This window comes from Gynuella sunshinyii YC6258, assembly GCF_000940805.1.
Taxonomy (GTDB): domain Bacteria; phylum Pseudomonadota; class Gammaproteobacteria; order Pseudomonadales; family Natronospirillaceae; genus Gynuella; species Gynuella sunshinyii.
This window is the reverse complement of the sequence record NZ_CP007142.1, coordinates 854,389-873,034: the sequence shown is the minus strand read 5'-3', so window position 1 is coordinate 873,034 and position 18,646 is coordinate 854,389. Positions and strand designations below refer to the sequence as shown.

At 49.9% G+C, this 18,646-nt stretch carries 16 protein-coding genes; 8 read left to right on the top strand and 8 right to left on the bottom strand.

The annotated features are described in order from the left end of the window. The first annotated feature begins 50 nt into the window (after positions 1 to 50). Genes YC6258_RS03870 through YC6258_RS03860 form a run of 3 tightly spaced genes read left to right on the top strand, consistent with a single transcriptional unit; the run spans position 51 to position 3,132 of the window. Complete coding sequence (locus YC6258_RS03870) at positions 51 to 1,238, top strand: amino acid ABC transporter permease (RefSeq protein WP_044615881.1); 1,188 nt, start codon at positions 51 to 53, stop codon at positions 1,236 to 1,238. Beyond that, on the top strand, positions 1,239 to 2,351 hold the full coding sequence (locus tag YC6258_RS03865; protein WP_044615880.1) for an amino acid ABC transporter permease: 1,113 nt from the start codon (positions 1,239 to 1,241) through the stop codon (positions 2,349 to 2,351). Between the two features lie 13 nt (positions 2,352 to 2,364). Further along, positions 2,365 to 3,132, top strand: a complete 768-nt coding sequence (locus YC6258_RS03860; RefSeq protein WP_044615879.1) for an amino acid ABC transporter ATP-binding protein — start codon at positions 2,365 to 2,367, stop codon at positions 3,130 to 3,132. A 43-nt stretch (positions 3,133 to 3,175) separates the two neighbouring features. Here the strand turns inward: YC6258_RS03860 and YC6258_RS03855 are convergent, their stop codons facing one another. The 4 genes from YC6258_RS03855 to YC6258_RS03840 all read right to left on the bottom strand — a co-directional run bounded on the left by YC6258_RS03855 (position 3,176) and on the right by YC6258_RS03840 (position 8,064). After that, positions 3,176 to 3,406: a hypothetical protein gene (locus YC6258_RS03855; RefSeq protein WP_044615878.1), complete on the bottom strand. Its 231-nt coding sequence runs from the start codon at positions 3,404 to 3,406 to the stop codon at positions 3,176 to 3,178. A 269-nt stretch (positions 3,407 to 3,675) separates the two neighbouring features. Beyond that, positions 3,676 to 5,052, bottom strand: a complete 1,377-nt coding sequence (locus tag YC6258_RS03850; RefSeq protein ID WP_044615877.1) for an HDOD domain-containing protein — start codon at positions 5,050 to 5,052, stop codon at positions 3,676 to 3,678. 47 nt (positions 5,053 to 5,099) lie between these two features. Then, positions 5,100 to 7,178, bottom strand: coding sequence for an ATP-dependent DNA helicase RecG (recG, locus tag YC6258_RS03845; RefSeq protein WP_044615876.1), 2,079 nt, complete (start codon positions 7,176 to 7,178; stop codon positions 5,100 to 5,102). Next, positions 7,150 to 8,064, bottom strand: a complete 915-nt coding sequence (locus YC6258_RS03840) for a hydrogen peroxide-inducible genes activator (protein WP_342670634.1) — start codon at positions 8,062 to 8,064, stop codon at positions 7,150 to 7,152. Before YC6258_RS03840 ends, recG begins: the two co-directional genes overlap by 29 nt. 113 nt (positions 8,065 to 8,177) lie before the next feature. Here YC6258_RS03840 and YC6258_RS03835 point away from each other — a divergent pair, with 113 nt between their 5' ends. Then, complete coding sequence (locus YC6258_RS03835) at positions 8,178 to 9,005, top strand: NAD-dependent epimerase/dehydratase family protein (protein ID WP_044615875.1); 828 nt, start codon at positions 8,178 to 8,180, stop codon at positions 9,003 to 9,005. Positions 9,006 to 9,020: 15 nt separating this feature from the next. Then, on the top strand, positions 9,021 to 10,397 hold the full coding sequence (gene ppnN, locus YC6258_RS03830; RefSeq protein WP_044615874.1) for a nucleotide 5'-monophosphate nucleosidase PpnN: 1,377 nt from the start codon (positions 9,021 to 9,023) through the stop codon (positions 10,395 to 10,397). A gap of 59 nt (positions 10,398 to 10,456) precedes the next feature. Here ppnN and YC6258_RS03825 read toward each other — a convergent pair whose 3' ends face one another. Continuing rightward, positions 10,457 to 13,303: a TolB family protein gene (locus YC6258_RS03825; protein WP_144407553.1), complete on the bottom strand. Its 2,847-nt coding sequence runs from the start codon at positions 13,301 to 13,303 to the stop codon at positions 10,457 to 10,459. 163 nt (positions 13,304 to 13,466) lie between these two features. Between YC6258_RS03825 and glpE the strand changes: the two genes are divergently transcribed. The 3 genes from glpE to hemH all read left to right on the top strand — a co-directional run bounded on the left by glpE (position 13,467) and on the right by hemH (position 15,508). Further along, entirely contained in the window at positions 13,467 to 13,763 is a 297-nt protein-coding gene (gene glpE / locus YC6258_RS03820; protein ID WP_044619702.1) for a thiosulfate sulfurtransferase GlpE, read from the top strand. Further along, the gene (locus YC6258_RS03815) at positions 13,760 to 14,383 is read left to right on the top strand and encodes a LysE family translocator (protein WP_082070547.1); all 624 of its coding nucleotides are present in this window, start codon (positions 13,760 to 13,762) and stop codon (positions 14,381 to 14,383) included. The genes glpE and YC6258_RS03815 overlap by 4 nt, the downstream gene beginning before the upstream one ends. A gap of 93 nt (positions 14,384 to 14,476) precedes the next feature. Beyond that, positions 14,477 to 15,508, top strand: coding sequence for a ferrochelatase (gene hemH, locus YC6258_RS03810; protein WP_044615872.1), 1,032 nt, complete (start codon positions 14,477 to 14,479; stop codon positions 15,506 to 15,508). Positions 15,509 to 15,548: 40 nt separating this feature from the next. Here the strand turns inward: hemH and YC6258_RS03805 are convergent, their stop codons facing one another. From YC6258_RS03805 to YC6258_RS03795, 3 genes are all read right to left on the bottom strand, one after another. Next, positions 15,549 to 15,983 carry a hypothetical protein gene (locus YC6258_RS03805; protein ID WP_044615871.1) on the bottom strand — a complete coding sequence of 145 codons (435 nt, stop codon included), beginning with the start codon at positions 15,981 to 15,983 and terminating at the stop codon, positions 15,549 to 15,551. A 456-nt stretch (positions 15,984 to 16,439) separates the two neighbouring features. Continuing rightward, complete coding sequence (locus YC6258_RS03800; RefSeq protein WP_044615870.1) at positions 16,440 to 17,567, bottom strand: PilT/PilU family type 4a pilus ATPase; 1,128 nt, start codon at positions 17,565 to 17,567, stop codon at positions 16,440 to 16,442. 39 nt (positions 17,568 to 17,606) lie between these two features. Continuing rightward, a complete protein-coding gene (locus tag YC6258_RS03795) occupies positions 17,607 to 18,641 on the bottom strand; it encodes a type IV pilus twitching motility protein PilT (RefSeq protein WP_044615869.1) in 1,035 nt (344 codons plus the stop codon). Positions 18,642 to 18,646 lie beyond the last annotated feature (5 nt).

Here is an 18,646-nt window from a genome sequence, read left to right as displayed (position 1 = left end):
AGGCAAGCAATTGTCGGCAGCACAGATTTAAAAAACTAGGAGATGGTTTTTTGAGCGCTCAAATCGATTCGAGCAGACCGGCAAAGCCGCCAGCCTGGCGTGACCCGAACGTCACAGCCATGTTTTTTCAGGTTCTCGTGCTGAGTCTTGTTCTGTATGTGATATACACGCTGATAAACAATACCATGATGAACCTTGCAGCCAGAGGTATTGCATCAGGTTTTGATTTTCTTTCCACGAGTTCCGGGTTTTCCATCTCAGAGACCCTGATTGAATACGATGAAAGCTCAAGTTATGGAAGAGTTTTCTGGGTAGGATTAATGAACACCCTGCTGGTATCCTTTCTGGGTATCATGCTGGCTACGGTACTGGGCTTTATCATGGGGGTGGCGAGGTTGTCCTCTAACTGGATAGTCGCCAAAATCGCCATGATCTACGTTGACACCCTGCGTAACATTCCATTACTACTGCAACTGTTTTTCTGGTATTTCGCAGTGCTTCGGCCACTGCCAAAACCAAAAGCAGCCATCGACTGGTTTGATAGCATTTTTCTATCAAACCGTGGTCTTTATATGCCAAAGCCAATTTTCGAATCCGGCTTTGGGCTGATATGGGCAGCATTGATCGTAGCGATCATCGGCATATTTTTCATGCGTCGCTGGGCCAAGAAAAGACAGGAAAAAACCGGTGAACAGTTCCCGGTATTATTGACATCTCTGGGTATTATCATCGGCATGCCACTACTGGCGGCCATTATTACCGGTTTCCCGATGAGCTGGGATTTCCCGGAACTTAAAGGCTTTAACTTTAAAGGAGGAATGGTTCTCACCCCCGAATTCTGTTCCCTACTGTTTGCCTTATCGATCTACACATCTTCTTTTATCGCCGAGATTGTCCGTTCAGGCATCATGGCGGTGAATAAAGGACAAACGGAAGCGGCTTACGCACTCGGACTGCGGCCAAATCTGACCACCCGCCTGATTATTATTCCGCAGGCCTTGAGAGTGATTATTCCGCCGCTGACCAGCCAATATCTGAATCTGACCAAGAATTCCTCATTGGCGGCTGCAATTGCATATCCTGACCTGGTCGCGGTATTTGCCGGTACGACTCTGAACCAAACCGGTCAGGCTGTGGAAATCATGGCCATGACATTGTCAGTTTATTTGGGACTGAGTCTGCTGATTTCGACACTGATGAACTGGTACAACGCCCGTATGGCACTGGTGGAGCGATAGATGACGAATCAAACTTATCAACCCGGTCAACATCCTAATTTGCCACCACCTAAAAATCTGATTGGGCCGGTTGCCTGGATCAAGCACAATTTATTTAACGGTGTGGCCAATAGCATATTAACGTTACTGGCTTTACTGCTGCTTTATATCACCATTCCACCATTCCTCGATTGGGCCATTATTTCTGCGGACTGGTCCGGCAACTCGGCGGACGCATGCAGTCGTGAAGGGGCTTGCTGGGTATTCATCAAAGTCTGGTTCCAGCAACTGATGTTCGGTCGCTTTCCAGGTGATCAGATCTGGCGGATAGAACTGGCCTACGTGCTTTGCATTGCCAGCGCCATTCCACTGTTCTTCAGCGTTGTCCCGGGCAAAGTAAAAGCATTTATTGTAGGGTTTCTGCTGCTTGTATATCCGATCCTGTGTTATTTCCTGTTTTACGGTGGCATGGGATTGGAAGTTATCGAAACGCCATTGTGGGGTGGATTGTTTCTGACACTCGTCATCGCCGTAACCGGTATTGTAGCCTCTTTGCCTATCGGTATTTTGCTGGCATTGGGACGTCGTTCCACCATGCCGATCATTCGCGCGATATGCGTGGCCTTCATCGAGTTCTGGCGTGGCATTCCGTTGATTACGGTATTATTCATGGCCTCAGTCATGTTCCCGTTATTTGTCCCGGATGACCTGAATCCAGATAAACTGATTCGCGCACTGATCGGAGTGGCACTGTTCTCATCAGCCTACATGGCTGAAGTGATACGTGGTGGTCTGCAGGCTATTCCCAAAGGCCAGTACGAAGCCGCTGCCGCGCTTGGTCTCAATTTCTGGAAAAGCATGTTGCTGGTGATACTGCCACAAGCCCTTAAGCTGGTAATCCCCGGCATCGTCAATACGTTTATCGGGCTGTTTAAAGATACCACCCTGGTATTGATTATTGGCCTGTTCGATCTGCTGGGGATGGCACAATCAGCATCCACTAATCCAGAGTGGCTGGCCTTTACGATCGAGGGATATGTGTTCGCTGCCTTCGGTTATTTCGTATTTTGTTTCGGTATGAGCCGCTACTCACAACGCCTCGAAAGGCTGTTGAATACCGGTCATAAACGTTAAGGAATTCTCTACCATGAGTAATATACAGAACCAGTTCCTGTCGGATGCCATTGTTATCCGTATTCAAAACATGCATAAGTGGTACGGAGAGTTTCACGTACTGAAGAACATAAACCTGGAAGTAAAAAAAGGCGAACGGATTGTCGTTTGTGGTCCTTCGGGCTCAGGGAAATCAACTATGATCCGGTGTATCAACCGTCTGGAAGAACACCAGCAGGGCCGCATCATAATCAAGAACACGGAACTGACCAACGATGTTAAAAACATTGAAGAAGTCCGTCGCGAAGTGGGTATGTGCTTTCAGCACTTTAACCTGTTTCCGCACTTGAGCATTCTCGATAACCTGACCCTGGCTCCAATCTGGGTGCGTAAAACATCCAAAAAAGAAGCTGAAGAGCTGGCCATGCATTATCTGGAACGGGTTAAGATTTCCAATCAGGCGAAAAAATTTCCCGGCCAGCTTTCCGGCGGCCAGCAACAGCGCGTGGCAATCGCCCGCTCGCTGTGCATGCAGCCGGAAATCATGCTGTTTGACGAGCCGACCAGTGCATTGGATCCGGAAATGATTGCTGAGGTTCTCGACGTTATGACCTCTCTGGCCAAGGATGGAATGACCATGCTGTGCGTAACACACGAGATGGGCTTTGCCCGAAAAGTCGCTGACCGGGTCATCTTTATGGACGGTGGCGAGATCATTGAGGAAAACAAACCTGAAGAGTTCTTTGATAATCCTCAAAACGAACGGACCCAGTTATTCCTGTCACAGATCCTTAACCACTAAATATTATCAAGCCGGAAGCCCGACATGGGCCTCCGGTGTCTCGTCAGATGGGCCGGGAGCCATAGGCATTACTTGGTTTTTTAGGCGGGTCGGCGCGCAATCCTTTAGGTACCTCTGTGACAGAGCCGCCGTTTTTCAAAAAAGCTTCCACGTCGGCAGCTACAGCGTCACGAACACGACTTCTTGATGTCACACTTCTTGCCTGATTATAGTCTTCATCCTGAAGCTGATTGATATCAATCTGATGAAGTGAACTGCTGGATGTATTCGACATTTTTCCATCTCCAGAATTAAAACATCACTCATATGTGTCGTTACAAACCCCTATAAAAAACAACACATATTTACAAAATTGTGGAGATATATTTATAGACCAGATATTTCGGTCCGTATGGCAAAAGCACCGTTCAAAGCCACTTGTTTTATAATATTTTCAAATAAAAAAAACTCTAATATTCCGTTTTTTGTGAAAAGTCTGAAATATGTCACCAAAGCACTTAGTTCATATTATTTTTATTGGCATTCATGAGTGGATACATACGCTCATACCGGATCGCTCAGACTTTGGCTGATGGCGTCCAGCTCCTCTCTCGAAGCAACGATTTCTTCCATTACAGAGGGTATTTCATCAGCGTTCATGTACAGGTTTTTAAAAATGGATGTATCAATCTGTTCATCCGGCCCTGACAGCAGACGGTACTTTCTAAGCAACCTTAACGCCAGATAATTCAAGTGAGCATAATCACTATAAACCCCGGCATAATCAGGCTCTTGCAGATAACGAATCCCGACACACACCTCTTCCGGCAGATTCCAGGACTTTAGTAAGGCGGCCGCAATCTGTTCACGGGAAATCCCCAGAATATGACGTTCCACATGCATGGGATTCAAATGCGGATTCAGCTCCAAGTGTTGAATGATCTGATCAAAATGGGGAGGAAATGAATGTGCCAGAACCAGATAACCGAAGTTATGCAATAATCCGCTCAGATAGGTCAGTCCAAACCCTGGTCGCAGCGCCGGCGGAATCAGATCTTTAAGCTTCACCACCGTAGCGGCCATATATACAGCCTGCTTCCAATAGGGCGAGCTACCCTCCGCTTCATGTTTGGGCAGATTAAGGATTTTGCCGAGGGACAACCCGAGCGCCAGGTTCATGACCAGGTCGTATCCCAACACCCGGATAATGGCATCCTGGACCGATCTGATGGAGCCCGGCGCGGCATAATAGGATGAACTCGCCCAACTGACCACCTGAGCTGCCAACGGAGGATCGCGCTCAACTATGCCCGCCAGCTTGTTCACATCAGCATCGGGATCGACTCTGAGCCGGATAATGGCTTCTGCGGTTGCTGACAATGGCGGAATATCAAGGGTTTCCTCAATCCGCTTTTTAATGCGCAGCGACGTCAGGTTACGAATAGCACTGTGGATCTCATTCTGATCCTGCTCGACTCCCATGTGATATTCGATCTCACTCACTGGGATTCTCCGGCACAGATCGACTTCTCTCACCTGTTCGCTCAAATATAACTTTTTGACATCTTCGAGACTGATCAGCTTTTCTTCATTACCCGCCCGGATATAAACCGGATCACTCAGAAAAACGCTTTTATCTATCCAGGTTTCGTAAGGCAACAAACCATCGAGCGCCGGAAAATTCGACAAGCCGAGTTTATGCTTGAGCTTCTGCTGTTCCAGCAGGCTGACGGCTTTCAGATCACGACCGGTGACGGCTTTCAGCCGGTGTTTTTCCAGCAAACAGTTGGATGATGAAAACAGCTGTACCCGTCCACTCTCATCCTCCAGTAGTGTTACTTCCACAGTCACCGGTAACTCAAATGTCGGCGTAGATAAAATATGATGAGAAAGATGATGATTGGATAAGTACTGCTGAACCAAAATAGGTAAATCAGACATAGAGGGTACCCGATGTTTTGCGATCTTCCTTCAGTGTAGAACGTTCGTCAGACTTTGCCGTATTTCTCACCATCGGGAATCCATCGTTTGATAACCGGTTCTACATTTTCCGGATAATATGTAAGAAGTTGTTCTGCCAGCCACTGTACATCATCCAGCATTCCTGCGTCACGTTGCAGATCTGCCACTTTAAATTGCATGAGTCCGGTCTGTCTGGTTCCCAGCACTTCTCCTGGTCCACGCAATTCCAGGTCTTTTTCTGCGATTTTGAAACCATCATTGGTTTCCTTCATCACCTGCAGACGCTCCTTGCCCTGCTGTGACAAAGAAGCTCCATACACCAACACACAAAAACTCTCCTGATCCCCCCGACCAACGCGCCCGCGTAATTGATGCAACTGAGCCAACCCGAGACGTTCAGGGTTTTCGATGATCATCACCGAGGCATTGGGCACATCCACTCCGACCTCGATCACCGTGGTGGCCACCAGCAGATGTAACTCCCCACTTTTGAAACGCTCCATCACTTCGGCCTTTTGTGCTGCCTTCATGCGGCCATGCACCAGACCGATCCGCAACTGCGGCAATGCCAGAGCCAGATCCGCAGCAGTGTCTTCGGCGGCCTGGCATTGTAACTCTTCAGACTCCTCAATCAGCGTACACACCCAATAAACCTGCCGGCCTGACTGACAGGCACTGGCCACCCTGGCAATAACATCAGCCCGACGCTGATCACTGATGGTCGTGGTCACCACCGGTTTACGACCCGGTGGCAGTTCATCGATGATGGAACAATCCAGATCAGCGTAGGCACTCATGGTCAGAGTTCTGGGAATCGGTGTGGCAGTCATAATCAGCTGATGAGGAATCTGGCCACTGCTCTGGCCTTTTTCCCGTAACGCCAGCCGCTGATGAACCCCAAACCGATGCTGCTCGTCGATGATAATCAACCCCAAACGATGAAAATGCACTGATTCCTGAAACAGCGCATGAGTACCAACAACAATCGCGGCGCGGCCATCAGCAACTTCCGCCAGCTGTTGTTCGCGGATTTTTTTGTTGTGTTTGCCAACCAGCCATGCCACACCGAGTCCCAACGGATTCACCAGCTGACGGATGTTATTGAAATGCTGCTCCGCCAGAATTTCCGTGGGCACCATCAACGCACACTGAAAACCGTTTTCCACCGCCTGCAATGCTGCCAGCACCGCCACCATGGTTTTGCCTGAACCGACATCTCCCTGAACCAGCCGCATCATGGGCACCCTGCGACACATGTCAGCGCTGAGTTCAGTAAACACCCGCAGCTGTGCGCCCGTCAGCTGAAACGGTAGCCGGGCTTTCAATGCCTCCACATGATGTCCCTGCAACGGCATGGCCACCGCCGGTTCCAGCTGTGCCTGCTGTTTGAGCTGCTTGAGGCTGAGGTTGTGGGCCAGTAACTCCTCCAGCGCCAGCCGTCGCTGAGCCGGATGCTGCCCCTGTTCAAACAGATCCAGTCGGGTATCGGTGGAAGGATGATGGAGTTCCTGAACCGCCTGAGCCAATGTCGGCAGCTGAAACTTCTGCAGCAGCACTTCCGGAACGTAGTCCGGCAGCTGCCTGACATGTGGCAGCACCTGATCCACCAACAATCGTATGCGCGTCTGGTTCAATCCTTCTGTGGTCGGATACAGTGGCGTCAGACTGTTTTCCAACGGACTTGCGGCGACCGTATTCAACAGTTTGTATTCCGGGTGGTACATTTCATAGCCGGTACTGCCAGTACGGACCTCACCGTAACAGCGAACCCGGTTACCCGCGACAAACTGATTTTTCTGGGCAGCGCTGAAATGAAAGAATCGTAGAGTCAGCGTACCGGTACCATCCTGTACCCGCACCACCAGCGACCGGCGCTTGCCAAACACCACCTGAGCAGCGCGGACCTCTGCCTCCACTACCACCGCCTGGCCAAAGCGCAACCCACCGATTGGCGCGATACGAGTACGGTCCTGGTAGCGGTATGGCAGATGAAACAACAGATCCAGTGGTTGAAAAACGCCGATTTTATTAAGCTTCTCAACCAGTTTTTCACCGACGCCCTTGAGGTTGGTCAGTTTAAGTGTCGTGGCTGTGCTTAATGACACTGGCGATTAACTCCATGGCTTTCGGTCGGGTATATGTGGCCCGCCAGGAAAGCGCTACGGTGCGGGTGGGTGGATTGGCAGCGAACGGCACCACTTTGATCAGATTGGGGTTATATTGCCCAAGTCTGGCTGCAGAGCTCGGCAGTATGGTCAACCCCATGCCGGATGCCACCATGTATTTCAAAGTCTCCAGTGAACTGCCGGAGGTCAGGGAGCGCATCGGTGCTGACTTCTCCGCAGTAGACTGTTGAATGGCCGGACAGGACTGCATGATCTGATCCCGGACACAATGACCCTCACCCAGCAACAGCAGGGTTTCATCCGCCAGTTGTTCCTGTGAGACACTGGCCATTTGCGCGACCGGATGACTATAGGGTGCCAACACCACAAACTCTTCTTCATACAATGGCCGGGTTACCAGGTCTGTGCCGGTAAAGGGCATCGCCACCACTGCCGCATCGATCTCACCGGCGATCAGCTGTTTGCGCAAACTGGCGGTAAAGTTTTCTTCGATATACAAAGGCATCTTTGGAGCCTGTTGATGCAGTTCAGGAATTACGACAGGCAACAAATAAGGAGCAATCGTGAAAATCGCACCAAGGCGGATTTCACCCTGCAGCGGATCCTGGGAGTTCTGGGCGATGGCCTGAATATCGCTGACCTCCTGGAGCACCTTGCGGGCCCGTTGCACGATATGCATGCCAATAGGCGTCAAATCAATCTGCTGGTTACGACGCTCAAACAACGCCACATTGAGCTTTTCTTCCAGCTTTTTAATGGCCACGCTCAACGTTGGCTGACTGACAAAACATTGCTCAGCGGCCTGGCCGAAGTGTTTCAGCTCCGACAAAGCCACGAGGTATTTCAGTTCATTCAATGTCATCATAAGGAATAATTCGCATTTAAAGCTGGTCCGATTATACCGATTCAGGCACGGACCGGTAGCGCAAGACTGAAAATACATACAGCTCAAACATGACCCGGAACAAGGCTCCGCATATGACGAAACACTATTCTCTGATCATCCTTGGCGCAGGTGATCTGGGCTCCCGGCTGGCCCAGGAGGCACAACAGAACAATCTGTCGGTATTAGCCGTCAAACGCAGCCGGGATGACATACCCAGGTCTTACGACATGAAATACCTGGATCTCACCAGTGACATTGAACAGCTGGCCGATTATGCCTGCGACATTATGGTTTACTGTGTCGCGGCCTCAGATCGCAGCGTGACCGGATACCGGCAAAGTTATTACCATGGCCTCAAACAGGCTCTGGCAACCATTACCCACCAACATTGTCTGTTTGTTTCCTCAACCCGGGTCTATGGTCAGAACGAAGGCGAATGGGTCGATGAGCAGTCTCCGGCAGAGCCGGCAGATTCTCAGGGGGAAGTTCTAAAAGAGACAGAACAATTGCTCGCAGAACAGGATTGCAGCGTCAGACTGGCCGGTATTTACGGTCCCGAGCGCACCCGGATGATTCGTCTGGCGAGCCAGGGGAGCCGGACTGAACAGACGGCTTTTGGCAATCGTATACATGTTGAAGATGCAGTGGCGCTGATCAGCTTTTTATGTAACCGTTGGCGGTCCGGTCAGGCGAATCCCGGAGTTGTACTTGGTTGCGATGGTCAGGGTGCCAGTCAAAATGAGGTTCTGACCTGGCTGCAACAGCAACTTAATGTCGATCCACAGGAGTCAGCTAAACTGACTATGTCGAAGGGGAAACGCTGTCACAGCAGCTGGCTGCAGCAGGCAGGCTTTCAGTTTCGCTATCCGGATTTCCAAACCGGTTATGCTGCACTATTGCAGGACCGGACCCGGTATTAATGTAAGGAAAAGAACATGAGTCAAACGACCAGAGCAGTCAAAAGCGCTTCCCTTTCTCCCAGAGGAAGTCTCGAAATATTGTCCCAGCAGGAAGTGGCCAAGGTCAGAACCACTGGCCAGAACGGCATGCATGAGCTGTTTCGGCGATGCGCGCTGGCGATCCTGAACACCGGGTCTGATGTCGACAACGCCAAAACCCTGCTGGAAGCTTATCCCAACTTTGACATCGAACTTGAACAGCAGGATCGCGGCATCAAACTGATCGTTAAAAATGCACCGGCTGAAGCCTTCGTCGACGATGACATGATTGCCTCAACCCGGGAAATGCTGTTTAGTGCCCTGCGCGACATCGTCTACAGTCAAAGCGGTATCGACACTCACGTCGAAAATCTCAAAAGTGGTAAAGACATTACTGAATACGTGTTTCGCTTCCTGCGTAATGCCCGTGCCTTTGCACCTGGCCGCGAACCCAATCTGGTAGTTTGCTGGGGTGGTCACTCAATCAACAACCGGGAATACAAATACACCAAAAACGTCGGTCATGAACTCGGCCTGCGGGGCATGAACATCTGTACCGGCTGTGGTCCCGGTGCCATGAAAGGGCCGATGAAAGGCGCCATTATTGCCCATGCCAAGCAGCGCGTTCAGGGTGGCCGCTATCTCGGTGTTACCGAACCGGGCATCATCGCCGCCGAAGCGCCTAATCCGATCGTCAATGAACTGGTCATCATGCCGGATATCGAAAAACGCCTGGAGGCCTTTGTCCGGGTCGGTCATGGTATTGTTATTTTTCCGGGAGGTGCCGGCACCGCCGAAGAATTGCTGTACATCCTGGGTATTCTGCTGCACCCGGAAAACGTCTCAATTCCATTCCCGCTGATTCTGACCGGTCCGAAAGAATCAGAAAATTATTTCCAGGAACTGCACGAGTTTATCAATACCACGCTAGGGTTCGAGGCTCAGCAGAAATATAAGATCATCATCGACAACCCTGCCCAGGTGGCACGCGAAATGGCCCAGGGTCTGCACGATGTGCGGGAATTCCGAATCAAAATGGCGGATGCCTTTCACTTTAACTGGCTGCTGACCATCGACAAAGCTTTTCAACAACCCTTCGAACCCAGCCATGAGAATATGGCCAAACTCGAACTGAGCCATAAATTACCGGTCCATACACTGGCTGCAAACCTGAGACGGGCATTTTCCGGCATTGTCGCCGGCAATGTGAAAGAACAGGGAATTCGCACCATCGAGGAAAAAGGACCATTTGAGATCAATGGCGATCCCCGCATCATGGAGCCTCTTGACCGGCTGCTGCAGGCCTTTGTGGAACAGCACCGGATGAAACTGCCCGGCTCCAAATATGAACCGTGTTACCGGTTGAAGAAATAACGGCACAGCGTGCTGACATCAAACGGCGATTGATATGTTTGATGTCAGCTTCATGAAACCTACTCGTTACTCACTCCCACGCCGACGATGGTCTGCATTTTGTAGCCATCCACCAGATAAGTACTTACATAAGGATTAACCTGAAGAGACAGGTTGCTGAACAGGTGGCTCGGTAAGGCAACCTTCACACCGGTGGACCAGCGATCCTCAAACTCATCCTGATACTCGGCGGTTTCATAGTCAGCAGACATACTGAGCTGCCAGCTCTTAAGGTACAACACCCGCCCCAGACGCCAGGATAATGACCCGACCGGCGCAACATATTCCAGGCCAACCCGACCGCCCTGGTCCTTTGTCAGGGTATCGAGAAAACCCCGTGCCGGCTCAAACTGATTGGGTAGCAGAAAATCATCATCCCCCTGTTGTTCTTCATATTCCGCTTCGGCAACGATCGAATGTGTCAGCCAGAAACCTGGAAAATAAAGCTTCACCGATCCCCAGTACTGTTGCTTGTCGAAATCTGACCACTCATCCACAGACTGATTGAAGCCCAGTTCCGCTACCCAGCCATGGCGACTTTCGAAGTCCCGCTGAGCCCCTTCCCGTTGCTGGCTGAAGCCAACATAAGATTTCCACAGCACCAGTTCGCCCGAGGGCTGGTTATCAATATCATCACGCACGGGTATGCCATCAATATCCGAAAAACTCAGATTCACACCAGCCACAGCCTGCAACTGCTGGTAATCCTGCTGCCACGACCACGGCACGTAGGCACCGACATTACGGGTATTCTGCCGCCACTGCCGTTCTACATCCTGCTTGTCAGTCTGGACATGGAAATCCGATGCCACCGATGCCGTGATAACCGGATACCAGCGTCGATAGGCCAGAGAAAATGAACCACTGGTTTCATGATGCTTGAAATCCTGCACCGCCGATGCCGACATCCCAACGGTATTTAACAGATTGTTGCTGTTCACTGTCGCCGAAGCACTCTGACCGGAAAACAGCAATGACCAGTTATTAATGTTCACCAGATTGCCCCAACGGGAATAGGCACTGACATCATGATCCTGCGGTTCCGGCGGAGTGATGTCTGCCAGCAGAGGATTATCACTACGCTGGGCCTGCAATGGTGCAAAATAATCGGTCCTTACCGGCAACACCTGGTCTTTTTCAATACCGGACAAATTCGCTAAAGGCACTGTCACAATATCCTGCCCATGACTCTGATAATCGGCAAAAACGATGCTTTTCAGTGTGGCATTCCAATTGGGAAAATATGCCCCATAAGGGCGCTGAACGATTAACTGCGGCTGTCCTGTATCAGGTAGCAGCCACAGCTGATCCGTTCCACTGTAATCACTGCTATACACCACTCCCTGATCGGTAAACACTGGTGAACGGGGAACCTGATCATGATTGGCGGCCATCAATATCCGTTGCTGTCCTGATGCCAACTGCAGCTGCCGAATGGAAAAGCCCTCATCATCCAATTGCACAAACACCAGTTGCTGCTCATCCGCACTCCAGGCCAGATCAAATGCAAACGCATGTTTTGGTAAGGCAAAATGCTGCACCACCACACCACTGGCATCCAATATCCGAATACTGGCATCACGGGTTTCAGTAAATTCAGCCGCAGCGTAGTAGCGGTCTGTCGGGCTGACGGCAACTGACGTGTACTTCTGCCGTTGGGTTAAATGCTGTAACCGGTCTTGTTGGAGCGAGTAACAATCGATATCCCCCCAGGACTGTAGATTGAAACGCGCATCGGCGTGATAGTTGATCCAGCAAACCTGGTCATCACCCTTGCTGATAGAACGTTGCTTGGCGGTGCCGCGCAGACTGCTGGCAACCGTGTTGCGTATTTGCCGGATTCGAACTTCGCGGCCATTTTCGATACCGACCAACCAGGTGCCATCCATGACCCCATGACGTATCGCCCAGGTAGTATCACCGGAACTGGCGAACGGATAATAACTGCGCCAGGCTTTGCGACCGGGTGCCCATAGCGGATCGATATCCGTGAGTGTCATGGCCTGCTGTTGAGCCTTCCAGCGCTGATGCAGCTCGTTCATGGCATGCTCATAGGTTTCTGGCAGCGAGTCCTTGGTCAGTTTGCGGGTATTACCATCAAAAGTGATGGTCAGGCCAAACTCTCCAGTACTCTCCAGAATGTCATCCAGAATCCGGTCACCATAGGTATTGCGCAGATAGGTCGTCAGAAAATAACCGAGTTCATAATGATTCGCGAATGGATAGCTGTCATAACCGGTGCCCAGAAACGCGCGGAAATAATCATAACGCGGCTGACTCAACTCGTGAGTGCGACGCCAGAGATCGAAGGATGCCACCCTGCCACGACCACCATTAGACAGCAGAGTCTCTTCCAGTACAGCATCCCCCTCCAAAAACCAGGCCGGATAAAACAGCACATTTAAAAACGCACTGCCACTCTCCCCAAACCAGGTCGTCAAAATCCGACCACTATTAGTATCCAGCGGCTGCAGCGCCTGAATGGTATGACGAACCTCATGAATACTCAGTGTTTTCAACCAGTCTTCTGCTGCAAATGCTGCCGGCTGATTAAAAAATACCGACCGGAACGGCGACACCGCCACATAGCCGTTACTTTCATGAGAACTGGAGGACAACAGAATAGGAATGCGTTTCGGCCTTAATGACACAGGCATGGACTGTTCCATCTTGGGAACATAAAACTCCAGGTAAGAGGCAATGCGTTCGGCCTCGCTACGCAACTCAGGTTCAAATACAATCCGATAATCCGGCAGATCTATTTTCTGCCAGCGCGTCATTGGCGCGTGCTGCTCCGTGGCACCAACCCACGCTGAACACAAACAAATAGCAGCAACCATCAAGCTGCCCGGGTTCCAAAATCGCATACTTTCTTCCTTTTCCTCGCTTGTGAAGGTCGGCGAATATACCAGATTCAGTCGAAATGAAAATTTTATTCCAGGATACCCTGACTCAGCTCCGACACTTTGCATTCCTGCTGACAGTCAATAGAATCCATTATTTCCTGAATAAATAAAAATGGAGCCTGTTGTGGTAAAGCATATCGATCCGGCCGGATTAAAAGCCCTGCAATCGTCCTGCCTGGTGGTCGACATCCGTGACGACCAGTCTTTCAATGCAGGCCACATTCCCGATGCCATTCAACTGACTAACGAAAATGCGTTTGAATTTCTGGCCCAAACCCCTCGTGAGCAAACAGTCGTGGTCTGTTGTTACCACGGGATCAGCAGTATCAGCGCCGCCAGCTTTTTACTCGAACAGGGATTTCAGGACGTTTATTCACTGGATGGCGGTTACGAAGCCTGGGCAATGGCAGAACAATCATGATCAGCATGACATTGCTGGCCGCATTCATACCGACATTCTTTTTTGTGTCCATCACCCCGGGCATGTGTATGACACTGGCCATGTCGTTAGGTATGACGATCGGCGTCCGCCGAACCCTATGGATGATGGTAGGAGAACTGGCCGGTGTAGCCACCGTAGCGATTGCTGCTGCCGTTGGTGTAGCTGCGATCATGCTGCGCTTTCCAATGTTGTTCGTGGTGCTGAAAATCATTGGCGGCACCTATCTGATTTATCTTGGCTATTCACTCTGGCGCTCCAAGGGCAAGCTGGCATTAACGGAACAAAATGCACCTCATAAAAAATTGGGGCGCCGGGAGTTAATGTATCAGGGGTTTATCACGGCCGTTGCCAATCCGAAAGGCTGGGCCTTCCTGGTCGCATTATTGCCGCCATTTATTTCTCCGGATTACCCTCTGCTGACACAACTGCCCATTCTGATTCTGATGATTTTGATACTGGAATGGATGTGTCTGATGATCTATTCCAGCGGCGGTCAATCTCTGGGCGCACTGCTCAAAAACACCTCAAACCTTAAATTGATGAATCGTATTGCCGGGTCACTAATGGCGGGCGTGGGTATCTGGCTGATGCTGAGTTAATGAACATCAATGTTTTTTTTAACTTGGATTCATGTAGTCCAGACTCAATATGACAGTCCGCCCAATCACATTTAATCAACGGTCAGGATTTTTATGAACTATCAGGGTTTTACCACTATACCGGATGATGCACCTGGCACAGCCGTCTTAATTTGCAATCTGGGCACCCCCGAAGCCCCGACCCCAAAGGCACTGAAAACCTATCTGAAGGAGTTTTTATCTGACCCCAGAGTGGTTGAAGCGCCACGCTGGTTATGGTGGCTGATATTGAACGGTATTATTTTGAATACCCGCCCCCGTAAATCAGCGGCCGCCTATCGGGAGGTTTGGACTGAACAAGGCTCGCCACTGATGATCTATACCCGCAATCAGGCAACGGCATTACAAGCACTTGTTAATAAAGAATTTGAGGAACCGGTCGTGGTGGATTTTGCCATGCGCTACGGCAACCCCAGTATGTCTGACAGGCTCTCTGCCCTCATGCAACAAGGCATTCGTAATATCATCGTGCTGCCGCTTTATCCGCAATATTCGGGCTCAACATCCGGATCAACCTTTGATACCCTGGGCCAATTTCTGCAACGTTCCCGTACAGTACCGGATCTGACATTTATTCATAACTACCACGATCATCCCGCTTACATAAAAACCATGTCAGCGCATATTCAAAATTACTGGCAAGAGCATGGCCGGGCCGAAAAACTGATCCTGTCTTATCATGGCACGCCGGTATCCTACCGGGACAAAGGCGATCCATACTATGATCAGTGTATGAAAACCAGCCAGCTACTCCAGCAGGCACTGGAGCTTTCTGATAACGAGATCATGACAACGTTTCAATCCCGGTTTGGTAAAGCCGAATGGCTGCAACCTTACACCGATAAAACGATGATGCAGCTGGGATCATCCGGGATAAAATCTGTTCAGGTGTTTTGCCCCGGATTTTCATCTGACTGTCTGGAAACCATAGAAGAGATTGATCAGGAAAATCGGGAATATTTCCTTGAAGCCGGTGGTCAGAGTTTTAATTATATTCCTGCCCTGAATGACACACCTGCACACATTCAGGCTCTGTTGGAAATTATCCAGCCTTATCTTTTAGCGTCTCAGCAGGCAAACCGCTGAAACAGACAAGGTGGTTTTTTAAAAGGGGGTTGGAACGAACCTACTCCCATAAATAAATCATTGTCATGAGAGACCTCCTCAACATATTCAGTCGCCATATACAGTAACCGAATAAAAAAATTAACATCAGCAAAATCACCACCGTAACAACGAAAGGCCATATAAATGATTGTTTCTGGCCGGAAGTCTGTACAGCTGGTCCTTCAGACTGATGGCGAAGGGTAATACGACGATCCGTTACCACATTATCATCACTCTGATACCAGGTAGCCAATTGCATTCCGTTTGATATTGGCACTAAAGTCGTCGCAATTTTTTTGCTGCTTTGTTGCTGAGAGGAATAAATCTGTTCCGCGTTTGCCGAGCGAATGACATCAACTAATCCTACGAAGCATGGGGATAAAAACGTCCCCATAAAAACTGCAAATACAATGCGATTAAGGAGTATGCGTTTCAACGTAAGCGGATTCGGCATGCAACTTCCTCCATACACCAGTGTTATATGTTGGCAGCACAGCTTCACCAAACAAACTGTTACAAGTAGTTGTGAAAAACTTGGTTCAGAAAAGGTCTTTTTGGTTTTTATTTTTTGACGGTATTTTACCTGATAAACGGAAAATTAAACTCATAAACAAGAATTGTTGACTTATATATCATGAAGTGATAGTGCGGAAAAATTCTGTTACAAAAGACGTGTTCAGAAAAGCGGGTTTTGCGAAACCCAGCTCATTGTAAAAAAGCTCTCGTACGGTTTTTAAAATCAGCTCAAGAAAAGCGGTTGAGAAGGGTGCCTGTCAGGAAAATGACCGGCATCCCTAAATAAAATGCTATTTAAATCAATCAGAAAGACTCAAAAACACGGATATCAGATCAGCATCTCAACATGAAAAAGTATATGCCCGGATTTTGTTAACATCATAAATTTCAGACATTAATAGTTGTCTCCATCCTGAATGGTAAAACGACTGGATTTGTCATCCAGGTGATCGGAATCGGTTTCCTGATCAAGCTTGATCATCAGACGCAGATCATTGGCAGAGTCAGCATGTGCCAGAGCATCCTGATAAGTAATCTCGCCACGAGTGTACAAGTGGAACAATGCCTGATCGAAGGTCTGCATACCCAGTTCATTGGATTTAGCCATGAGATCCTTCAGCAGGTGCACCTCACCTTTACGAATATGGTCCTGAACCAAAGGCGAGTTCAACAGTACTTCGACCACCGCCCGGCGCCCGGTTCCATCGGGGGTCGGAATCAATTGCTGCGCCACAATACCACGCAGGTTCAATGACAGGTCCATCCACAGCTGCCGTTGCCGTTCCGACGGGAAAAAGTGCATGATCCGGTCCAGCGCCTGGTTGGCGTTGTTGGCGTGCAATGTCGCCAGACACAAGTGCCCGGTTTCTGCAAACGTGATGGCATACTCCATGGTTTCCTTGGTTCGTACCTCACCGATCATAATGACGTCCGGCGCCTGCCGCAGAGTATTTTTCAGAGCCACTTCAAATGATTCTGTGTCGATACCAACCTCGCGCTGAGTCACGATACAACCTTCGTGCTGATGGATAAATTCGATCGGATCCTCAATGGAAATAATATGACCTTTGGAATTGCGGTTACGATGCCCAATCATGGCTGCCAGCGAAGTGGACTTACCGGTACCGGTCGCACCGACGAAAATCACCAGCCCGCGCTTGGTCATGGCCATCTGCTTCAATACGTCCGGCAGACCCAGCTCTTCTGTTCGCGGAATACGGGTCTCGATGCGTCTCAGCACCATGGCTGTGAGGTTACGTTGAAAGAATGCACTCACCCGGAAACGACCAATGCCCCGGGCGGAAATGGCAAAATTACACTCATTGGTGTCGATAAAACTTTCTCTTTGCCGTTCGGTCATAACCGACAACACCAGTTCACGGGTTTTTTCCGGTGATAGAGGGTTCTTGGTAATCGGCACCACTTGACCATGAATTTTCATACTCGGTGCCACACCAGCCGTAATAAACAGATCCGATGCGCCTTTTTCAACCATCAGCCGCAGTAACTTATCGAATTCCATAACCGTTGTTCCGTTGTGTGTTTAAGCTCTCTGAGCCTATTAAAAAGATTCAGGCTGTTTGGCCCGTTCGCGTGCGATTTCGCGGGTAATCATGCCACGCTGCAGCAGGCCTTTCAGACACTGATCCAGAGTCTGCATACCGACATTGGCCCCCGTTTGTATGGCCGAGTACATCTGCGCAACCTTATCCTCACGCACCAGGTTACGAATCGCCGGAGTACCGATCATAATTTCATGGGCGGCAATCCGGCCACCACCGTTCTTTTTCAACAGAGTTTGCGAGATAACGGCCTGCAGGGATTCAGACAACATGGACCGCACCATGGATTTTTCCTCGGCCGGGAAAACGTCGATCACCCGGTCAATGGTCTTGGCTGCCGAGGTGGTGTGCAGAGTACCAAATACCAGGTGGCCGGTTTCTGCCGCAGTCAACGCCAGACGAATGGTTTCCAGGTCCCGTAATTCCCCCACCAGGATAATGTCGGGGTCTTCCCGCAGTGCCGAACGCAAAGCTTCACTGAATCCGTGGGTATCGCGGTGTACTTCCCGCTGATTCACCAGACATTTTTTGGATTCATGCACAAATTCTATTGGATCTTCAATGGTCAGAATGTGCTCATAACGGCTTTCATTGATATAGTTGATCATCGCCGCCAGAGAGGTGGATTTACCAGAACCGGTTGGCCCGGTCACCAGCACCAGGCCACGCGGATTATGACAGACATCCTTAAAAACCTGCCCCATGCCAAGGTCTTCCATGGTCAAAACCTTAGATGGAATGGTCCGGAACACCGCACCTGCACCACGGTTCTGATTAAATGCGTTTACCCGGAAACGGGCGACTCCCGGCACTTCAAACGAGAAGTCAGTTTCCAGAAACTCCTCATAGTCCTTACGCTGTTTGTCATTCATGATGTCATAAATCAACGCATGCACTTCTTTATGCCCCATGGCCGGCAGATTGATTCGACGAACGTCGCCATCAACCCTGATCATCGGTGGCAACCCCGCCGAAATATGCAAGTCAGATGCGTTTTGTTTGGCACTAAAAGCCAATAATTCAGTGATATCCATGAAAA